The organism is Caballeronia sp. dw_276 (assembly GCF_018449635.1).
GTDB lineage: Bacteria > Pseudomonadota > Gammaproteobacteria > Burkholderiales > Burkholderiaceae > Caballeronia.
On the sequence record NZ_JAAVUV010000001.1, the window covers coordinates 389,819 to 406,575 of the forward strand.

17 protein-coding genes are annotated in these 16,757 nt (G+C 60.2%); 8 read left to right on the forward strand and 9 right to left on the reverse strand.

The annotated features are described in order from the left end of the window. Window positions 1-109: 109 nt before the first annotated feature. The 3 genes from HB633_RS01685 to HB633_RS01695 are packed head-to-tail and all read right to left on the reverse strand — an operon-like array spanning window position 110 to window position 3,095. Window positions 110-940: an IclR family transcriptional regulator gene (locus HB633_RS01685; RefSeq protein WP_213776324.1), complete on the reverse strand. Its 831-nt coding sequence runs from the start codon at window positions 938-940 to the stop codon at window positions 110-112. Window positions 941-956: 16 nt separating this feature from the next. After that, a complete protein-coding gene (locus HB633_RS01690; RefSeq protein WP_213776325.1) occupies window positions 957-2,279 on the reverse strand; it encodes an MFS transporter in 1,323 nt (440 codons plus the stop codon). Window positions 2,280-2,324: 45 nt separating this feature from the next. Next, entirely contained in the window at window positions 2,325-3,095 is a 771-nt protein-coding gene (locus HB633_RS01695) for an SDR family oxidoreductase (RefSeq protein ID WP_213776326.1), read from the reverse strand. Between the two features lie 199 nt (window positions 3,096-3,294). On the opposite strand from HB633_RS01695, the gene selD reads away from it, so the two are divergent. Further along, window positions 3,295-4,359, forward strand: a complete 1,065-nt coding sequence (selD, locus tag HB633_RS01700) for a selenide, water dikinase SelD (RefSeq protein WP_213776327.1) — start codon at window positions 3,295-3,297, stop codon at window positions 4,357-4,359. 42 nt (window positions 4,360-4,401) lie between these two features. Next, a complete protein-coding gene (locus HB633_RS01705; protein WP_213776328.1) occupies window positions 4,402-5,346 on the forward strand; it encodes a cation diffusion facilitator family transporter in 945 nt (314 codons plus the stop codon). Between the two features lie 9 nt (window positions 5,347-5,355). Here HB633_RS01705 and HB633_RS01710 read toward each other — a convergent pair whose 3' ends face one another. After that, the gene (locus tag HB633_RS01710; protein ID WP_213776329.1) at window positions 5,356-5,649 is read right to left on the reverse strand and encodes a hypothetical protein; all 294 of its coding nucleotides are present in this window, start codon (window positions 5,647-5,649) and stop codon (window positions 5,356-5,358) included. Window positions 5,650-5,787: 138 nt separating this feature from the next. Here HB633_RS01710 and HB633_RS01715 point away from each other — a divergent pair, with 138 nt between their 5' ends. Then, on the forward strand, window positions 5,788-8,424 hold the full coding sequence (locus tag HB633_RS01715) for a mechanosensitive ion channel domain-containing protein (RefSeq protein ID WP_213776330.1): 2,637 nt from the start codon (window positions 5,788-5,790) through the stop codon (window positions 8,422-8,424). On the opposite strand, the gene HB633_RS01720 is transcribed toward HB633_RS01715, so the two are convergent. After that, on the reverse strand, window positions 8,349-8,714 hold the full coding sequence (locus HB633_RS01720; protein ID WP_213776331.1) for a hypothetical protein: 366 nt from the start codon (window positions 8,712-8,714) through the stop codon (window positions 8,349-8,351). The two genes, HB633_RS01715 and HB633_RS01720, sit on opposite strands and share 76 nt — an antisense overlap. Window positions 8,715-8,927: 213 nt before the next feature. On the opposite strand from HB633_RS01720, the gene HB633_RS01725 reads away from it, so the two are divergent. The 3 genes from HB633_RS01725 to flhC all read left to right on the forward strand — a co-directional run bounded on the left by HB633_RS01725 (window position 8,928) and on the right by flhC (window position 11,683). After that, entirely contained in the window at window positions 8,928-10,043 is a 1,116-nt protein-coding gene (locus tag HB633_RS01725; protein WP_213776332.1) for a purine nucleoside permease, read from the forward strand. A gap of 647 nt (window positions 10,044-10,690) precedes the next feature. Further along, window positions 10,691-11,008: a flagellar transcriptional regulator FlhD gene (gene flhD / locus HB633_RS01730; RefSeq protein WP_056362507.1), complete on the forward strand. Its 318-nt coding sequence runs from the start codon at window positions 10,691-10,693 to the stop codon at window positions 11,006-11,008. Window positions 11,009-11,023: 15 nt separating this feature from the next. Next, window positions 11,024-11,683: a flagellar transcriptional regulator FlhC gene (flhC, locus tag HB633_RS01735; RefSeq protein ID WP_056362504.1), complete on the forward strand. Its 660-nt coding sequence runs from the start codon at window positions 11,024-11,026 to the stop codon at window positions 11,681-11,683. Window positions 11,684-11,823: 140 nt separating this feature from the next. On the opposite strand, the gene HB633_RS01740 is transcribed toward flhC, so the two are convergent. From HB633_RS01740 to HB633_RS01750, 3 genes are all read right to left on the reverse strand, one after another. Further along, entirely contained in the window at window positions 11,824-12,420 is a 597-nt protein-coding gene (locus HB633_RS01740; RefSeq protein WP_213776333.1) for a DNA-3-methyladenine glycosylase, read from the reverse strand. Between the two features lie 80 nt (window positions 12,421-12,500). Further along, window positions 12,501-13,514 carry a hypothetical protein gene (locus tag HB633_RS01745; RefSeq protein ID WP_213776334.1) on the reverse strand — a complete coding sequence of 338 codons (1,014 nt, stop codon included), beginning with the start codon at window positions 13,512-13,514 and terminating at the stop codon, window positions 12,501-12,503. Window positions 13,515-13,569: 55 nt separating this feature from the next. Beyond that, on the reverse strand, window positions 13,570-14,934 hold the full coding sequence (locus HB633_RS01750) for an MFS transporter (protein ID WP_346730244.1): 1,365 nt from the start codon (window positions 14,932-14,934) through the stop codon (window positions 13,570-13,572). A 125-nt stretch (window positions 14,935-15,059) separates the two neighbouring features. On the opposite strand from HB633_RS01750, the gene HB633_RS01755 reads away from it, so the two are divergent. Continuing rightward, window positions 15,060-15,770 (forward strand): winged helix-turn-helix domain-containing protein, encoded by a 711-nt coding sequence (locus tag HB633_RS01755; protein WP_213776336.1) that lies wholly within the window; start codon window positions 15,060-15,062, stop codon window positions 15,768-15,770. 14 nt (window positions 15,771-15,784) lie between these two features. Here the strand turns inward: HB633_RS01755 and HB633_RS01760 are convergent, their stop codons facing one another. Beyond that, entirely contained in the window at window positions 15,785-16,048 is a 264-nt protein-coding gene (locus HB633_RS01760; protein WP_213776337.1) for a PepSY domain-containing protein, read from the reverse strand. A gap of 158 nt (window positions 16,049-16,206) precedes the next feature. Here HB633_RS01760 and HB633_RS01765 point away from each other — a divergent pair, with 158 nt between their 5' ends. Then, window positions 16,207-16,704, forward strand: a complete 498-nt coding sequence (locus HB633_RS01765; RefSeq protein WP_213776338.1) for a DUF6496 domain-containing protein — start codon at window positions 16,207-16,209, stop codon at window positions 16,702-16,704. Window positions 16,705-16,757: the final 53 nt, after the last annotated feature.

Genomic DNA, 16,757 nt, shown 5'->3' on the forward strand with positions numbered 1-16,757 from the left:
GCGACTTTTATACGGACGGGGATTTTTTTCGTCAACGCGATTAAATCGATGCAAAGCGCTGACGATTTATTTTATTTATTTCCCCGTACCCGCTTAAAACCGGATCTGCTCATTCGCTTTCGAGGTTGTAGCCGCTAAAGCCCATCAGCGCCGACAGACGCGACGCCATTTCTCCGACCATCCTGCAGACGTCGTCGAATTCCGGATTGAGCTTTTGGTCGATGCGTTCAAGGTAAGGCACGTTGACCGCGGCAATTGCGTCGCCGTTACTGCCGATCACGGGAAACGCGACATTGGTCACGCCGCGCATTTGCCGGCTCGGCACGATCTCGTGTCCAGTGGCGCGAATTTCATCGAGCAATGTAAGCAACACGGACGGCTCGACATCGTTCTCGCCTTCCACGCGGGTATGCGCTGCAAGCATGCGCTCACGCTCGGCAGGATCGCGAAATGCCATCAGCACATGGCCCGATGAAGTATCGGTCAGGCCCATGACCGCGCCCACTTTTAGGCCGAAAGACCATCGCTCCGGGCTGTCGACTTGCGCGATCACCGCCACCCGCCCGCTGTGATAAATCGATAAATGGCACGATTGACGCGTCACGTTCGCAAGATCGCGCAACAATGGCAGGGCCATTGCAGTCAGCGAACGAATCGGTTGCTGGCGGTGCGCCATTTCGAACAACTTGAGCGTCAGCGTGTAACGGTCGTTGTGATCTCCTTGCACGTAACCGCGCCGCTCGAGCGTCACGACCATGCGAAAGATTTCACTGACCGTGCGCCCAAGCTTCACCGAAAGTTCGTTGAGCGTGTAGCCTTCGGCGGTATCGACAAGGACATCGAGAATATCGAGTCCTTTCTCGAGCGCAGGGGCGGCGTAACGCGGGCTTTCGGTGGTATCGGCGGATGCGTTTTTCGATGGCTTGAGGACGGTGTTCATGGCAAGTTAGAAAATCTCAAAGTGCCTGATCCCGGTTCGCGATTCGCGCCGGCAAGCCAAACAGGATCAGCAATGCGGCAAGAATCAGCACGGTCGCAATGGCATAAAGACCGCCGGACGTAGCGCCGGTGATATCGACTACCTTGCCGACCAGATACGGACTGATGATGCCGCCCAGGTTGCCAATGGAGTTGATCAGCGCAATGCCGCCCGCCGCTGCCGTGCCGCTGAGAAATGCCGGCGGCAAGGTCCAGAACACCGGCAGGCAGCCGATCGCGCCAACCGATGCAATCACGAGCGAGATCATGGCGAGCGTGGTGTCGTGCGCAAAGTACGCGCTCAATGCATAGCCGATGCCGCCCACGGCCACCGCCAGCCCCAGATGCCAGCGGCGCTCACCGTGCCGGTCCGAACTCCTGCCCAGCGCAACCATGCCGATGCCCGCTGCAGCATAAGGAATCGCGGTCAGCAAGCCGATGGTCATCGGGCTCGTAATGCCGGTGTTCTTGATGAGTTGCGGCATCCAGAACGTGAGGCCGTACAAACCCATCAGCATGAAGAGATAAATCAGCGAGAGCAAAAGCGTTCCGGGCTGACGCATCGCATCGATAAACCTGTGCGACGTTCCTTTGTCTTCACGATCGATATTCCCCTGCAGCACGGCCTTCTCTTCGGTGGTGAGCCACTTGGCGTTGCCGATGCGGTCATCCAGAATCGCGAGCACGAGCAAACCGAGCAGCGCCGTCGGCAGCCCTTCGAGCAGGAACAGCCATTGCCATCCGGCAAGACCGCCGACGCCCGCGAAGCGCGTCATGATGAAGCCCGACAACGGGCCGCCGATCACGCCGGAAATGGATATCGAAGTCATGAAAAGCGCGTTGATCCGTGCGCGGCGCTTGGCCGGAAACCAGTACGTGAAGTACAAGATGATGCCGGGCAAAAACCCGGCTTCGGTCGCGCCGATCACGAAGCGCAGCACATAGAACCACGTCTCCGACGTGACGAACATCATCGCCGCCGACGCAATGCCCCACGAGATCATGATCCGCGCAATCCAGACCCGCGCGCCGACGCGGCTGAGTATCAGGTTGCTCGGAATTTCGAAGATGAAATAACCCACGAAAAAGATGCTCGCGCCGAAACCATAGGCCGCGTTCGAGAGGCCGAGATCGCCCTGCATCTGGAGCTTGGCGAAGCTGATGTTGACGCGGTCGAAGTACGCGAAGATGAAGCAGACAATCAGCAAGGGCACGATCCGCCAGACGGCCTTGCGATACGCGTTTTCTTCGAGCGCGCTGGCTTCTGCCGCGCTCCCGGCGAGTGGAATCGATCCCGACATGGGTGGTCTCCTGATACGTTTATTCGTTATTGGTAGGAGCGCGGATCAGTTCGACCAGCCGCCGTCGATCATATGGATCGTGCCGGTGGTGAAGCCGGATTCGTCGGAGGCGAGATAGGTGACGAGCGCCGCCACTTCCTCCGCACGTCCAACCCGGCCGATAGGCTGGCGGGCTACAAACGCCGCGCGGACTTTTTCTTCGTCCACGTTGGACGCCGCGGCCTGCGTGGCGATACGCCCGCGCAACGACGGGGATTCGATGGTTCCCGGGCAGATGGCATTGCACCGTATTGCCTGGCTAACGAAATCGGCGGCAACGGATTTGGTCAGGCCGATCACTGCCGCCTTCGATGCACCATATGCAAAGCGGTTCGGCACGCCTTTCACGCTCGACGCCGCCGACGCCATATTGATGATCGACGCGCCTTTGCCCGCTTCCAGCATGCCGGGCAGGTACGCGCGAATAGTCCGGTACATTGCCTTGACGTTCAGGTCGAAGCTGAAATCCCAGTCCTTGTCGTCGCACTTCAAAATGTTGCCGTCGGCCACGAATCCCGCGCAGTTGAACAGCACGTCGATAGGCCCGGTCTTCGCGGCGAACGCGGCAATATCGGCGGCGTCGAGCACGTTCAGGCGCGCGGTACGCAATGTCGAACCTTCGCCTGCGTCGCGCGCGAGTTCGGCGAGCGCTTCTTCGTTGATATCGGTGGCCCAGACGTTCGCGCCTTCGGCCGCGAGCATCAACGCCGAGGCCCGTCCAATGCCGTTTCCAGCCGCCGTCACCACCACATTCTTGCCTTCGACCCGCTTGACCATAACCGCTCCTTTCACGTTGTCAGGTTTGATCGGACGAAGCAGTCCGTCCAATTTCTACTTCAATTTTCACATATGAAAATGTTTTTTATAAGTGAAGGTAAACGCTGAGTTGAGGGGTTTCGATGCCCGTTCGCGTTCCCCGCCGATCGCAAACACGCACCATAATGTCGTTCGCACGTTACTTTGCCGGACCTCCTGAATGACTGAAATCAAGCTGAACGCAAACCCGTCGCCTCGCCTGACAAGCCTTTCCCATGGCGGGGGCTGCGGCTGCAAGATTGCGCCGGGCCTGCTCGCAGACCTGCTCAAGCGCAGTACGCCGATGGCCTTGTTCCCGGATCTGCTGGTCGGCAACGACACCGCGGATGACGCGGCGGTTTATCGGCTGAATGACGAGCAGGCAATTGTGGCCACGACCGATTTCTTCATGCCGATCGTCGACGATCCCTACGATTTCGGCCGTATCGCCGCGACCAACGCGCTGTCCGACGTCTACGCAATGGGCGGCAAGCCGATCCTGGCGCTCGCGCTCGTCGGCATGCCGATCAACGTCTTGCCGCACGATGTGATCGCGGCCGTGCTCAAAGGCGGCGAATCCATTTGCGCCGAAGCGGGCATTCCGGTCGCGGGCGGCCATTCCATCGATTCGGTCGAACCCATATATGGTCTGGCTGCAATCGGGCTGGTGCATCCGAAGCGCGTGAAGCGCAACGCCGCCGCGCGCGCCGGCGACGTGCTGATCCTCGGCAAGCCGCTGGGCGTGGGGGTTTTATCGGCGGCGCTGAAAAAGGATCAACTCGATGCAGCCGGTTACGCCGCGATGATCGCCGCCACGACCAAGCTGAACCGGCCGGGCGCGGACCTCGCCGCGCTGGACGCGGTCCACGCGCTCACCGACGTGACGGGCTTCGGCCTGCTCGGCCATACGCTCGAACTCAGCCGCGGCGCGAAACTGACCGCGCGGATTCGTTTCAACGATCTTCCGTGGCTGCCGGGTGTCGAGGCATTTGCGAAGGTGGGCGTGTTCACGGGTGCATCGGGGCGCAACTGGGCGGCCTACGGCAAGGACATTCAGCTCGCCTCGTCATTGCACGATGTGGCACAAACCCTGCTCACCGATCCCCAGACTTCGGGCGGCCTGTTGGTATCGTGCGCGCCTGAAGCGGTCGACGAAGTGCTCGCCATCTTTCGCGCGGACGGCTTCGACGACGCTGCCGTTATCGGAGAAATGATCGACGGCGAAAGCCGTGTCGAAGTGGTCTGAATCCCCAACGTTCAAAACGTCTGAACACTCGCCGGGAGCCCGATGAAAGAAGAATCGCCGAAGGCCATTTTTTACGCGCTCGCCGCCAACTTCGGCATTGCCGTTTGCAAGTTCGGCGCCGCGGCGTTCACGGGCTCAGGCTCAATGTTCGCCGAAGCGATTCACTCGACCGCCGATTGCGGCAACCAGCTTCTGCTCCTGTTCGGCCTCAAACGCTCGCAGGCGCCCGCCGACGTACTCCATCCGCTCGGCTCGGGCCGCGAGATCTACTTCTATTCCATGCTGGTTGCGTTGCTGCTGTTTTTTGTCGGCGGCGCGTTTTCTGTTTATGAAGGCATTCACCGGATCTCCGCGCATGAACCGGTCACCAATCCAATTGTCGCGCTGGTCGTGCTCGGCATCTCGGTTGTGCTCGAAGCGTTTTCGCTCGCCGGTGCCTTAAAGGAGATCCGTAAGACGTCGGGCAGCAAATCCCTCTGGCGATGGTTCCGCGAAACGCGCGAATCCGAACTGATCGTCGTGACCGGCGAAGACGTTGCAGCGCTGGCCGGTTTGGCAATCGCGTTCTGCGCGGTGCTGATGACAATGATCACCGGCAATTCTGTCTACGATGCCGCGGGCTCCATCGGCGTGGGTGTATTGCTGATGGTGATCGCATATCTGGTGGCGCGCGAAGTGAAGTCAATGATCGTCGGCGAATCGGCGAGTCCGGAAGTGCGCCGGGCGATCGATGCGCACCTGCGCGCGCGTCCGGAAATCGTGCGCGTGCTCAACCTGATCACGTTGCAGTGGGGCAAGCAGATCGTGGTCGCTGTGCAGGCGGAGATGGTGGAATACGAAAGCGGCCGCGCAATGGTCGATGCCATCAACCTGATCGAGGAAGACCTGCAGCGCGCGTTTCCCGAAGCGCGTTGGGTGTTCTTCGAGCCGGACATCGCACGTGCGCCCGGAATGAAAACCGAGGACCGGACCGAAGCCCAGGCTTGATCGCAACGCTCACGGCAAATGCGCCGGCGGGCGGTCGTGGTGCGGCCGCGGGGTATCCGGGGTATCGGGCAATTGCGTGTTGCCGCTTGCCGGAAGCTGCGTGGTGCCTTCATCGAGTGTCATCATGCTGCCAGGCTCGCTTACCGATGCCGCCACCGGCGGCGTGGTTTTCAAAACCCTTTCTGTACCCGGCGTGCGGGCGGCGAAGGCCTTTCCGGGCGCGAGAAGTGCTAATAGCAGTCCGGTCGCGGTCAGCGCGGCGACCGTAAAAAGCCTGGCAGTGTGCTGGGTCTGGACTCGCATGCGAAGGTCCGGTAGTTTTGATCAGACCTTTCATGCACGAAGTATTCCAGCTTGCACTGCGATGACCGCAGACTCAATCGTGCTCGTGGCCGAGCGCATCCGTTGCGGAATCCCCAACAGAGTTTCTCATCCCCGCCTATGCGCAAAATTGTCCTCTCCGTTTCCCTTCTTTTCGCGTTTGCCCTGAGCGGCGCGGTTTCCCTTCCCGCAATTGCCGCGGCGAGCGCTGCAAAACCGGCGGCCGTTGCATTGACTCCCGAACAGGCGCGCAACGCGCTGGCTGTGCTCAACGATCCCGCCAGGCGCAACCAGATTGAAGACACGTTGCGCGCAGTTGCGGCGGCGGGCGCGCTGGCCACGCCGGCACCGGCGAGTGATGCAACCGCCGCGTCCGGCGCGACGGCGGCAAGCGACGCGTCGGCGGCATCGGGGGCATCAGGCGCTGCGGGAGTGCTGGCAAAGTCGCTGACAAGCAACGGGCTTGCGTCGCAGATAACCCATCAGGCCAGTTCCTGGATGGTGGAGATCAGCAGCGGATTGCGCCGCTCGGTCACGGCGCTGCTCGACTATGGGTCCGTCATTCAATGGTGGCGCCAGCGCACTGCAACTGACAGCGGGCGGGCGCTGGTCGGCCAGGTGTTCTGGGCCATTTTGATATCGCTTTTGCCTGCGCTGTTGCTCGAATATTTGACCGCACGGCTCGTGCGAGGGCCGCGCGCGCGCATTGCGGCACGGGGAATTGTCGACGTCGATGACACGCAGCCCGAGCTCAAGAGCGAGGAACGCGCCGCCGTGCACGCCGAAGCGGTCGCGGAGCGTTCCGGCAACGAGGTCGCCATCCAGATTGCCGAGCACAAGGTCGATACCGCCCGTGGCGTGCGCCACGCCGCGCGTCATTGGACCTTGTTGCAGCGTCTGCCGAGCGCCGTGCTGCACAGCCTGCTCGCGGTGCTGCCGCTGGTGATCTTCACCATTGCGGCGGCGGTGCTGATGTCCATTTTCATCGATGAAGGCACGCCTCAGGGCCGTTCAGTCGGCGCGCTGGTCGATGTCTATCTGATCTGCCGCGGTATCGTGATCGCGAGCGGGTTCTTCTTTGCGCCGCGTGCGCCGGGCCTGCGCCTGATCCAGATGAGCGATGAATCCGCCGCGTTCACCCATCGCTGGCTGGTCGCGATCGTCGCGGTTGCGGGCGCGGGGATCGCACTCGCGGAGGGCGCCGCGCCGCTGGGACTGACCGATGTCGCCCACGATTCGATCATCAAGGCAGTGGCGCTGGTCGTCCACGTACTGATTGCCATCGTGATACTGAAATGCCGTACGACGGTGGCGGCATGGATCCGCGACAGCATGCGCGGGCGCCGTACCTTTGTGTTGTTCGGCAACTGGATTGCGGATATGTGGGCGGTTGCCGCCGTGTTCCTGGTGATGGCGCTGTGGTTCGTCTGGGCGCTCGATGTGCACAACGGCTATCGCACGCTGTTCCATCTTTTTGGCGTGTCGCTGCTCGTGCTGGTGGCCGCGCGCGTGATTGCGATCGTGGTGTTCGGCGCGCTCGGGCGCATTTTTCATGCGGCGACCGAAGACGAAAACCCGGTGAACAAGTCGATTGCTCACCGGCATGCGTATCGTTATTACCCGCTACTGCGGCGTATCTTGCGGACCTTGATCGTCATCGGGCTGATCCTGACGCTGCTGCAGGTCTGGGGCCTCCATGTCTTCGCGCTGTTCTCGGCAGGTGGCGTGGGGCATCGGCTGGCATCGGCGCTGATCACCATTGCGGTGGCCGCATTGTTCGCGGTGATCGTGTGGGAAGGCGCGAACGTGCTGGTCGAACAGCGGCTCGAACGGTGGACCGCGAGTGGCGATCGCTTGCGCGCCGCGCGTTTGCAAACCCTGTTGCCCATGATGCGCACGGCGCTGTTTATCGTGATCGCGATGGTCGTCGTCATGACGGGGTTGAGCGAGATTGGCGTGAATACCGGGCCCTTGCTGGCAAGCGCGAGCATCTTCGGCGTGGCGCTCGGTTTCGGTTCGCAGAAACTCGTGCAGGACCTGATCACCGGCATCTTCCTCCTGATGGAGAACGCCATGCAGGTTGGCGATTCCGTCACGCTCGCGGGGGTGTCGGGAACGGTCGAATACCTGTCGATTCGGACCGTGCGTTTGCGCGGCGGCGACGGCTCGCTTTTCACTGTGCCGTTCAGTTCGGTATCGACGGTGAACAACACGAATCGCGGCATTGGGAATGCGGCGGTTCGCGTGAGCATTGCGATGGGGCAGGATATTGGGCTGGCGTCGGATACGCTCAAGGAGATCGGCGCGTCGTTGCGAGAAGACGATGCCTTCAAGGACGGCATTCTCTCGGACTTCAGCCTCTGGGGCGTGGATGCGGTCGACGGTTCGACGGTCACGCTCGCCGGCCAGATTCAATGCCGCGATACCGCGCGATGGGGCGTGCAGCGCGAATTCAACCGGCGCATTGTGGATCGCTTCACGGAAGCCGGGATCGAAATTGCCAATCCGCAGCGCAACTTCGTGATCTTCAACGGTGCGGAGAGCGAGGAGATGGCCGCACGTGCAAAGGCAGGCGAAGACGGCGAGTTGCTGAATGCGCCCGCCCGGACCCGGCCCACAGACAGCGCAGGGCGTGATCCATATAACGATGCCGCCGTGGACAGCGATGCCAACCAACCCACTCAGCGCGGCGCCCGCACGAGTACCGGCGAGCCTTCGAACTCGCCGCCCGAGCGCTCGAACCCCAGCCGCTCGTAGAACGCCTCGAGCGCTGCGCCATCGGGCGCGGCGCGATCCACGCCTTGCCCCTTGGGCGCCAGCGGCTTCGGCACGAGCGACAGCATCACGCCATGCCGGTCGGCCAGCGCGACCAGCCGTTCCATTGCAGCACGCGCATGTCCGCGATGATGCTCCCCCTCCGACCACACCGCTTCGAGCGCAACGGCACTATCGCCGTTTGGCTCGAGCCACATCTCCACCTCTTGCCGTTCTTCGACGTGGCTCGCATGAAACGCATCGATCATTTTTGAAGCCGCGGTGGCATGCATGAAGATCCTTCGAACGCGTGGACGATGCATGGCAGGGTAGTGCGTAATCGGTACTTGCCGCAATTTGTATTGCGCGCGGCGCTTCTATAATGCGGTCAGCGCGTGATCCTTACATTGTCTTACCGATCTGCGCTTTTTGCATTCACGATGCATCTCCCCGATTCACCTCGCGTTTCACCTTGTGTTTCCACATCCACTTACGGTGCCGCCCAGATGAAATCAAACGTTCGTTTTCCGACTTTCCCCCGCCTCTTCAAACGCTCACGCGTGCGCATTCCTGCATCGAGTCTGACCGCCGTCGCCGCGACGCTCGCCTTCAGCGCGTGCGCGTCAACGTTTGCGCAGGATTCCGATGACTTTCGCAGCGGTAACCGCGGAGGGCAGGATGTAAAGGTCATGATCGTCTCCATGTTCGGGCCCGAGGGCCAGGTATGGCTCGACAAGCTCGGTCCCTGGAAGACGATACGCGTGGCTGGCCTGTCGCCGGACTATCCGGTCGTGCACTGCAACCGGCAGGACATCTGCGTGATGACCACGGGCATGGGGCACGCGAACGCAGCGGCGTCGCTGATGGCGCTCACGTTCTCCGACAAATTCGATCTGCGCCGTACGTATTTCATGATCGCGGGCATTGCCGGCATCGATCCAATACAAGGCACGATCGGCTCGGCGGCGTGGGCGAAGTATCTGGTCGATTTCGGTATCCAATGGGAACTCGATGCCCGCGAGAAGCCGGACAGCTGGCCGAGCGGATTTGTCGGCATCAATACGAAGAGCCCGAGCGAAAAGCCGCCGCTCGATTACAGGACCGAAGTATTCCAGCTGAATCCCGCGCTGGCCGATGCTGCATACGCGTTGTCGAAGAATGTAGTGCTATCCGACAGCGCCGAAGCCCAGGCCGCGCGCGCGAAATTCAGCTATGCGCCGGCCAATCGGCCGCCGAAGGTGATCCAGTGCGACACGCTTGCAGGCGACACGTGGTGGTCGGGGAAATATATCGGTGAGCGCGCGCGTGACTGGACCAAGCTGCTCACGGACGGCAAAGGCACCTATTGCACGACGCAGCAGGAGGACAACGCCACGTACGAAGCGTTGAAGCGCGCGGCGAGCGCTCGTAAGGTGGATTTGAACCGCGTGGCCGCAGTGCGCACGGGTTCGGATTTCGACCGGCCGTATGAAGGCCAGTCCGCCTCCGACAACCTCCTGAACTACGCAGCGCAGGGCGGTTTTGCGCCGGCTATTGAAAATCTGTACCGTGCGGGCAATCCGCTGGTTCAGGACATTGCCACGCACTGGGGCGAATGGCGCGAAGGCGTGCCGCAACGCTGAGATCGCCGATTGTTTCAACGGCGTGGCGCGCTGCGCGCCCGCCGCTCGCCAGTATCAACCTTCGCCTCGTTGATAGCCGATGTTCATCGGCATCTCCCCAGCTTGTTACAAACCGCTCGTAACAAGTGCGCCCAACTCCCATTCGGTAATTTTTTTCCGTTGATTGGGTACGGAAATTTGAAAGCAGAATGACAGAAGCGATATACGGGTTTTCCTTCTGGCGCATTCCACAAATCCAGAGCCAAGTTGTAACAAAGTCCGCTTAAAGATAAACCTGTTAATTGTGAAACCGTGTCAACCGGTTGTAGGCGACGCGCGTTTTTTCCTTAGTAAAATCAATCGACAAGCAAATTATCTGTCGAAAGAAGCGGTGCAAAAACGACGCAAAAAACCGGTCACTTTTTCCTGTTACAAACTTAAGAAAAAAGTACCGATCTCCGGTGTTGTTTTATGGAAATTTATTATTGAGATGAGCTTGATTTCCCGATGCACGCTACTTACAATCCGTTTCACAGTGTTGTTACAAGATGTAACTCGCTGAAACAAGTTTGAATGTAGCCCGACAGAACAAACGTTTGGCTAGGCAAAGATAAGCCGGTAAAAAATTCGGCACGGTGCTCGGGGTTTATATCGAACGCAGGAACATCATGAACGGTCGCGAAACGCTGGACTCGATTCGAGAAATCAACTTGTCGTACATCATGCTTGCGCAGCGCATGCTGCGTGACGACCGTGCCATCGGGATGTTTCGACTCGGGTTGTCAAAGGAACTCGCCGACCTTCTGTCGGGGCTCACGCTCGCACAGGTCGTGAAACTGGCGTCTTCAGACCAGTTGCTGTGTTTCTTCCGCTTCAATGATCACGCCATGTTGACTGCACTGACGGCGCCTGCGAAACATGCGGATATTGCGCCGACACACGCAGCCATCTTGCTGGCTGGCCAGCCAGCAGAACAGTTCGTCTAAGCACGAGAGCGCGCCATGCTTAAGAAGAGCCTCACCGAAGACGCACAAGAAGTTTTCCGCGCGATCGCACTGATCGAACTCGGGGCGCGGATGCAGGTGCTCGAAAGTGAACTGACACTTTCGCGTGACCGGATGATCCGGTTGTATCGCGAAGTGAAGGGAGTTTCGCCACCGAAGGGCATGCTGCCTTTCTCGGCGGACTGGTATATGACGTGGCTTGCGAATATCCATGCTTCGCTCTTCTACAACACTTACGTGTTCCTGAAGAAAGAAGCGGGCTGCTCGCACCTCGATGCACTGACCAAGGGGTATCGGCTGTATCTCGAACATTGCAGGAATAGCGATGTCGAGGCGGTACTCGATTTAACGCGGGCCTGGACCCTTGTGCGCTTTTTCGATGCAGGCATGCTGCAGTTGACCAAATGCTGCCGCTGCACTGGAAAGTTCATTGCGCACAAACATGATTTGCAAGAAAACGTGGTGTGCGGGGCCTGCCAGCCGCCGTCACGCGCGGGGAAGACCAAAAAAGCGGCGGCCGCCAGACAGGCGAGCGAGCAGACCGCGCTGGTGGAGTTGAGTGTGGTATCGACCAATGAAGTGCCGGAACCGACGGTGCTCGAAAACGCGGCGATGCTACAGCCGCGCACAGAAAGCCTGATTGCACAGGCTGCTTGACGGGAGCGGCGCCAGTAGTCCCGAGGACCGTCTTTGACGGGGTGACTGCCGGCTCGCTGCTGTTATTTATAAAACGACTATAAGAATGATTTGGGCTGCCGAGGTTTGGCAGCCCTTTTACTTTGTAGCGTCTTCCGCGTTCATTGGTCCTTCGCGTCCTTTGGAAATGGCTTGCTGAAAAACTTCGATCCGGCGAGGCCAAACCGCCAGGGCACGTCCATCGCTTTGGTGATTCCAATACGCGGTCCCGTGACGAGCGGACATCCTTGCTCAGGCATTTCGATGTAAAACGGCGTATTGAGCAGCGACATCCCATTGTTCTTGTGCGTGATGCCCAGCGCCTGCGCCACGCGGCCCGGTCCCGAGCAAAGGAGTTTCATGGGTTCGACGCCGCGCCGTTGCCGCATGGCGTCAAGTCCGGTCAGCGGTTCGATCGCGCGGATCAGCACCCCGGCGCCATGTCCGGCTTCCCGGCAGACGAAGTTCAGGCACCAGTGAATTCCGTACGACCGGTACACGTACGCGAATGCGGGCGGCCCGAACATCACGGCGTTGCGCGGCGTAGGTCCGGAAAAACTATGAGATGCCGGGTCCTCGCGATCATAAGCTTCCGTTTCCACGATCCTGCCGCCCACACCATCGACACTTACAATTGCACCGATCAGACGGCGTGCAACATCTTCGGACGGCGCGTTGAAGTCGGCTGAGGTTGCGGCACGCAAGGTGTTCGAGGTCATGAGCGATGGTTTGGCTTGAACGGATTCGACCGTCACATTAACAAGAATTGCGCCGCTCCATTGGATTCAGCGGAAAAGACTCATCGAAACGTCACCGTCTCGAAGTCCGCCGACGTGCCTGCTGCCTGCTGCGCGAGATCCTGGATCGCGATGGTCCGCGTGGTCGCTTCGTTCCACGGATTGGTGTACGTCAACATCATGTTCGTCTTGTCGATACGAATGATCGCGAACGCATGTCCATCCCCTTTCGACCAGTCGCCGTTGCGCGCGGGTTTGCCGCCGAAGACCATCGCGTAGCGGCTGCTCGCGCCATCCGCATGTTCCAGCAGGTAAGCGGTGATCTGTGCGGGTGTGCTGTGTATATCGGCTAGACGATCGTGTTCGCCAGCGTGTCCCGCGAGGAGTTCCATGACCTTGTTGGTCGGCAGCGCGCCTTGTTTCGGGTCCTTGCGGAAGTACTGGGACATCGCGCCGACCACAGCCGCCGCGCCCGGATCGCCTTTGCCAAACTGATCGAGTTCGCCCGGATTCAACCGGTAAATCGTCGACGGATCTCCCGGCAAACTCACGTTGTAACTGCCGTCGGTATTAAGCGCGACCGCCCTGTGCAAGATCGCGGCGCCCGTCTGCGTATTCGAGAACGCCTTGACGACGGAAATGCCCACGCAATCGCCTTCGCTGCTTTGGTTCAGATGCGTGCCAATGGGATTCGCGATCGGGCTCCCGGGCAAGGACGGATTCCATTTGCCGAACTCGATCACGCTGCCTTTTGCGTCGCGTCGAAGCGCATTGACACTTGCGCCGGCGTTGAACGTCCCATCGGATAACGACGCGATGATGTTGTATGCGTCCGCCGCGAGATCCGGTCGTGCGCCGCCGTCGCGTTGCATGGCGTCCTGAAAAGCTTTGGCCGCCTGGGTGATCTGCGCACGCGTAGTGATGTCGATGGAACCGTTCCGGCTTTGTTGAAGCGTTTGAACAAGCTGGCGGTACGCGCTTTCAATGTCGCCTAAGGCCGCCTGCGCGATGCCCGCAGTACAAAAGCTCAGCGCAGAAGCCAGGATCGAGACTCGTAACAGTGCGGCTCGGGTCATTGTTTCCTCTCAAGGACATGGGTTCTTGAGGAGGACAACAGCCCGCGCCCGGTCTTTATTCCTTCTCACCGGAAGTCCTCGACGCATGCCACCACACCAGCGCGGCGAATGCGGATGCAAGCGCTGCCACGTATAAGCCCATGCGCATACCATTTTCAAACTGATGACATGCAGCAAGCATGGCGCCGAACAGCGCAACGCCGAGCGCCGCACCTGTTTGCCTTGCCGAATTCAGGACGCCGGCCGCGATGCCTGCGCGGGTTTTATCGACGGTATTCATCAGCGCGGTCGTGGCCAGCGGCGTGATCAGGCCGGCGCAGAATCCGATTGCTGGCATGGGAAGCGCAATGATCCAATACGCCGAATTACCCATCGATCCCAACATGCACAAAAACCCCAATGCATAAATTCCGAGCGCGATGCAGACCGGCCAGCGCACACCGAATCTGCGGACAACGCGCGCGGCCGACATGCTTCCAATGGTCACGAGGGCGGTCAGCGGAAGGAAGGCGAGGCCGGTAAAAAGCGGCGAATATGCGCGAATATGCTGGAAATGAAGGCTCAACGTGAAGAGAAGGCCGTAGAAGGTCATGGCTGAAACCATCGAAATGAAGGCCGTACCGGAAAATGTCGGATTACTGAATAATGATAAAGGAAGCATTGGCTGGGCGCGGCTTGCTTCTATCGCGATGAAGCTTCCGGCCGCCAGCAGGCCGGCCACGATGCCACCGATGATCCACGGCGAGCGCCATCCAAAAGACGCACTTTCTATCAGCACCGCGATCAGCAAACCCAGCGCAACAATGGCGCTTGCCTGACCCGCAAGATCGAGATGGCGGGTGACCGGTTTGTGTTCATCGCGCGCGATCCGCGACGTCAGCCACAACCCGACCAGACCGACAGGAATATTCGCAAGGAAGATGCTTCGCCAGCCGAACGCATGGATAAGAATGCCGCCGACAAGCGGCCCACTCGCCATTGCCGCGCCGCCGAAGCCTGCCCATAAACCGATTGCCCGCCCGCGTTCAGCGGCATCGGGATAAGCGCGATTGATCAGCATCAGCGAGCAGGGCACGAGCATGGACGCGCCAACGCCTTGCGCGACCCGGGCAAGCGTCAACGCAGCGAGGCTGGGCGCGGCGCCGCAAAATGCGGATGACAGCGTGAACAACGCCAGCCCCACGAAATAGACGTTGCGCGCGCCAAGACGATCGCCTAGCGCGCCGCCCGTGAGAAGCAGGCTCGCGAACGTGAGCGTGTACGCGTTGACGACCCACTGAAGGCCCTCCGTATCAGTGGAAAGCGCGCTCGCGATGCTTTCCAGCGCGACGTTGACAATCGACGTATCCAAAATCACGACGATATAGCTGATGCTCGTCGCGGCAAGCACGCGGCGCTGAAGCGCCTGAAGATCGGACACGGCGACATTCCAGAGAAGACGGGAACACCAGTGTAGGTTCGCGATCACCATGAATGCTTCGATGCGTATCGAAGTATCCGGACGCGTGGCGGGACTATCATGGCGAGGTCATTTGGAGGGTTTTCATGTCTCGTTTTCCTGCGGTGTCATCGGCGGCGTTTCTCATTTCGGACCCGACTCGCGCCACCATGCTGATGTCTCTCGCCGATGGCCGTGCGCTCCCCGCCGGCGAACTTGCGCATGCGGCTGGCGTGACCGCGCAAACAGCCAGCTCGCATCTTGCGAAGCTGCTGGAGGGCGGTTTGTTGATGGTGGAAACGCAGGGGCGACATCGCTATTACCGGCTCGCCGGGTCACACGTTGCGCTGGCGCTCGAGAGTCTTGCTTCGATTTCGCCCGCGGGTGCGATACGCCGGATGTCACGAGACGACCATGCCAAACAAATGCAATTCGCCCGCTGCTGTTATGACCACCTTGCCGGCAGCCTCGGTGTGGCCGTGACACGCGCATTGCAGGAGCGCGCGCTGATCGTCGCGGCTGAAGACAAACAGTTTGAAGTGACGCCGGATGGCATCGAATGGTTCAGCGCCGTTGGGCTGGACGTGCTCGCGCTCAAGGCGACGCGGCGCGGTCTCGCGCGGCAATGTCTTGACTGGACGGAGCGCCGGCATCATCTCGCGGGGCCGCTTGGTGTTGCCTTGATGAGCCGGTTTTGTTCGATGGGATGGATGCGGCGCGTGAAGGCATCGCGCACCGTTCAGGTCACGCCCAAGGGCTGGGAAGGTCTCAAGGAGCGCTTGGGCGTGGACGAGCGATCAGTGCACACGGCCCTGTAATTACTACAACAGACTTAGTGCTTGAGTTGGTTCTTCGTCAGTGCGCCGGAATGCGGATCGACGTGGATGTCGTAGAACTGGCCTTGCTTGGTGGCTTCGCCTTCCCAGTGGCCATCGTCGGCTTCGAGGCGAACCGCGTCATAACCTAGCGCCTTGACCTTCGCGATGGCAGCATCTTTTGATATCCAGTCCGCGCCCGGCTGGTCGCGCGCAAGGGCTGCGCTGCTTGCTGCAAGCGCGAGGACGGTTGCGATCGCAATACCTGTTTTCTTCAACATTGGCTCTCCTTAACGAATCAAAGTGGTGACTTGTTAATCTAACATATCGCTTACGTGCAGACGTGTGGCCATTCTCGCGGCGTTCAGTCAACGCGTTGGCATAGGCATTGCAAGACTCGGTCTGTCGGACCAACGAGGTGCTTTCAAAGGAGTTCATCATGCCGGAGAAGAAAACCATCGAACGGGCGCACGCGGCGAAACGCGCTGGCAAGTCGTCGAGCACACAGGCTGGAGCGTTCGTGAAGGAGCAGATCGATCACGTGCGCGAGGGCAAGCATGGCGCGAAGTCAGCGAAGCAGGCCGTTGCGATTGGTTTGTCGGAGGCTCGCAGATCGGGCGTGAAGGCGAAAGCGCCAAAGAAGGGTACGGCGTCGGAAGCCACGCGCAAAAAAGCCGCGAAGGATACGCAAGCGGGTCAGCACAAGACCGAGCGAAACACGAGCACGAAGTCGAAGGCGAAACGCTCGGCCACGTCCACGCGCGTGCTCAAGCGCGAAGGTACGAAGGCCGCTTCCCACACTGCGCTGTCCCGGCAGACGCATGCAAGCGCGAGCCGGCGCTCGGCGGCTGATCGGTCGGCATCGGCGAAAAAGGGCTGGGCTACGCGGCGCAAAGCAGCTTCATCGAAGGCGGGCGCGACAAGGCACGCGCGTTGAGGAGCATGCTTTAGATGCGGAAAAGGCCGTTCTGGCCAACACCGGAACGGCCT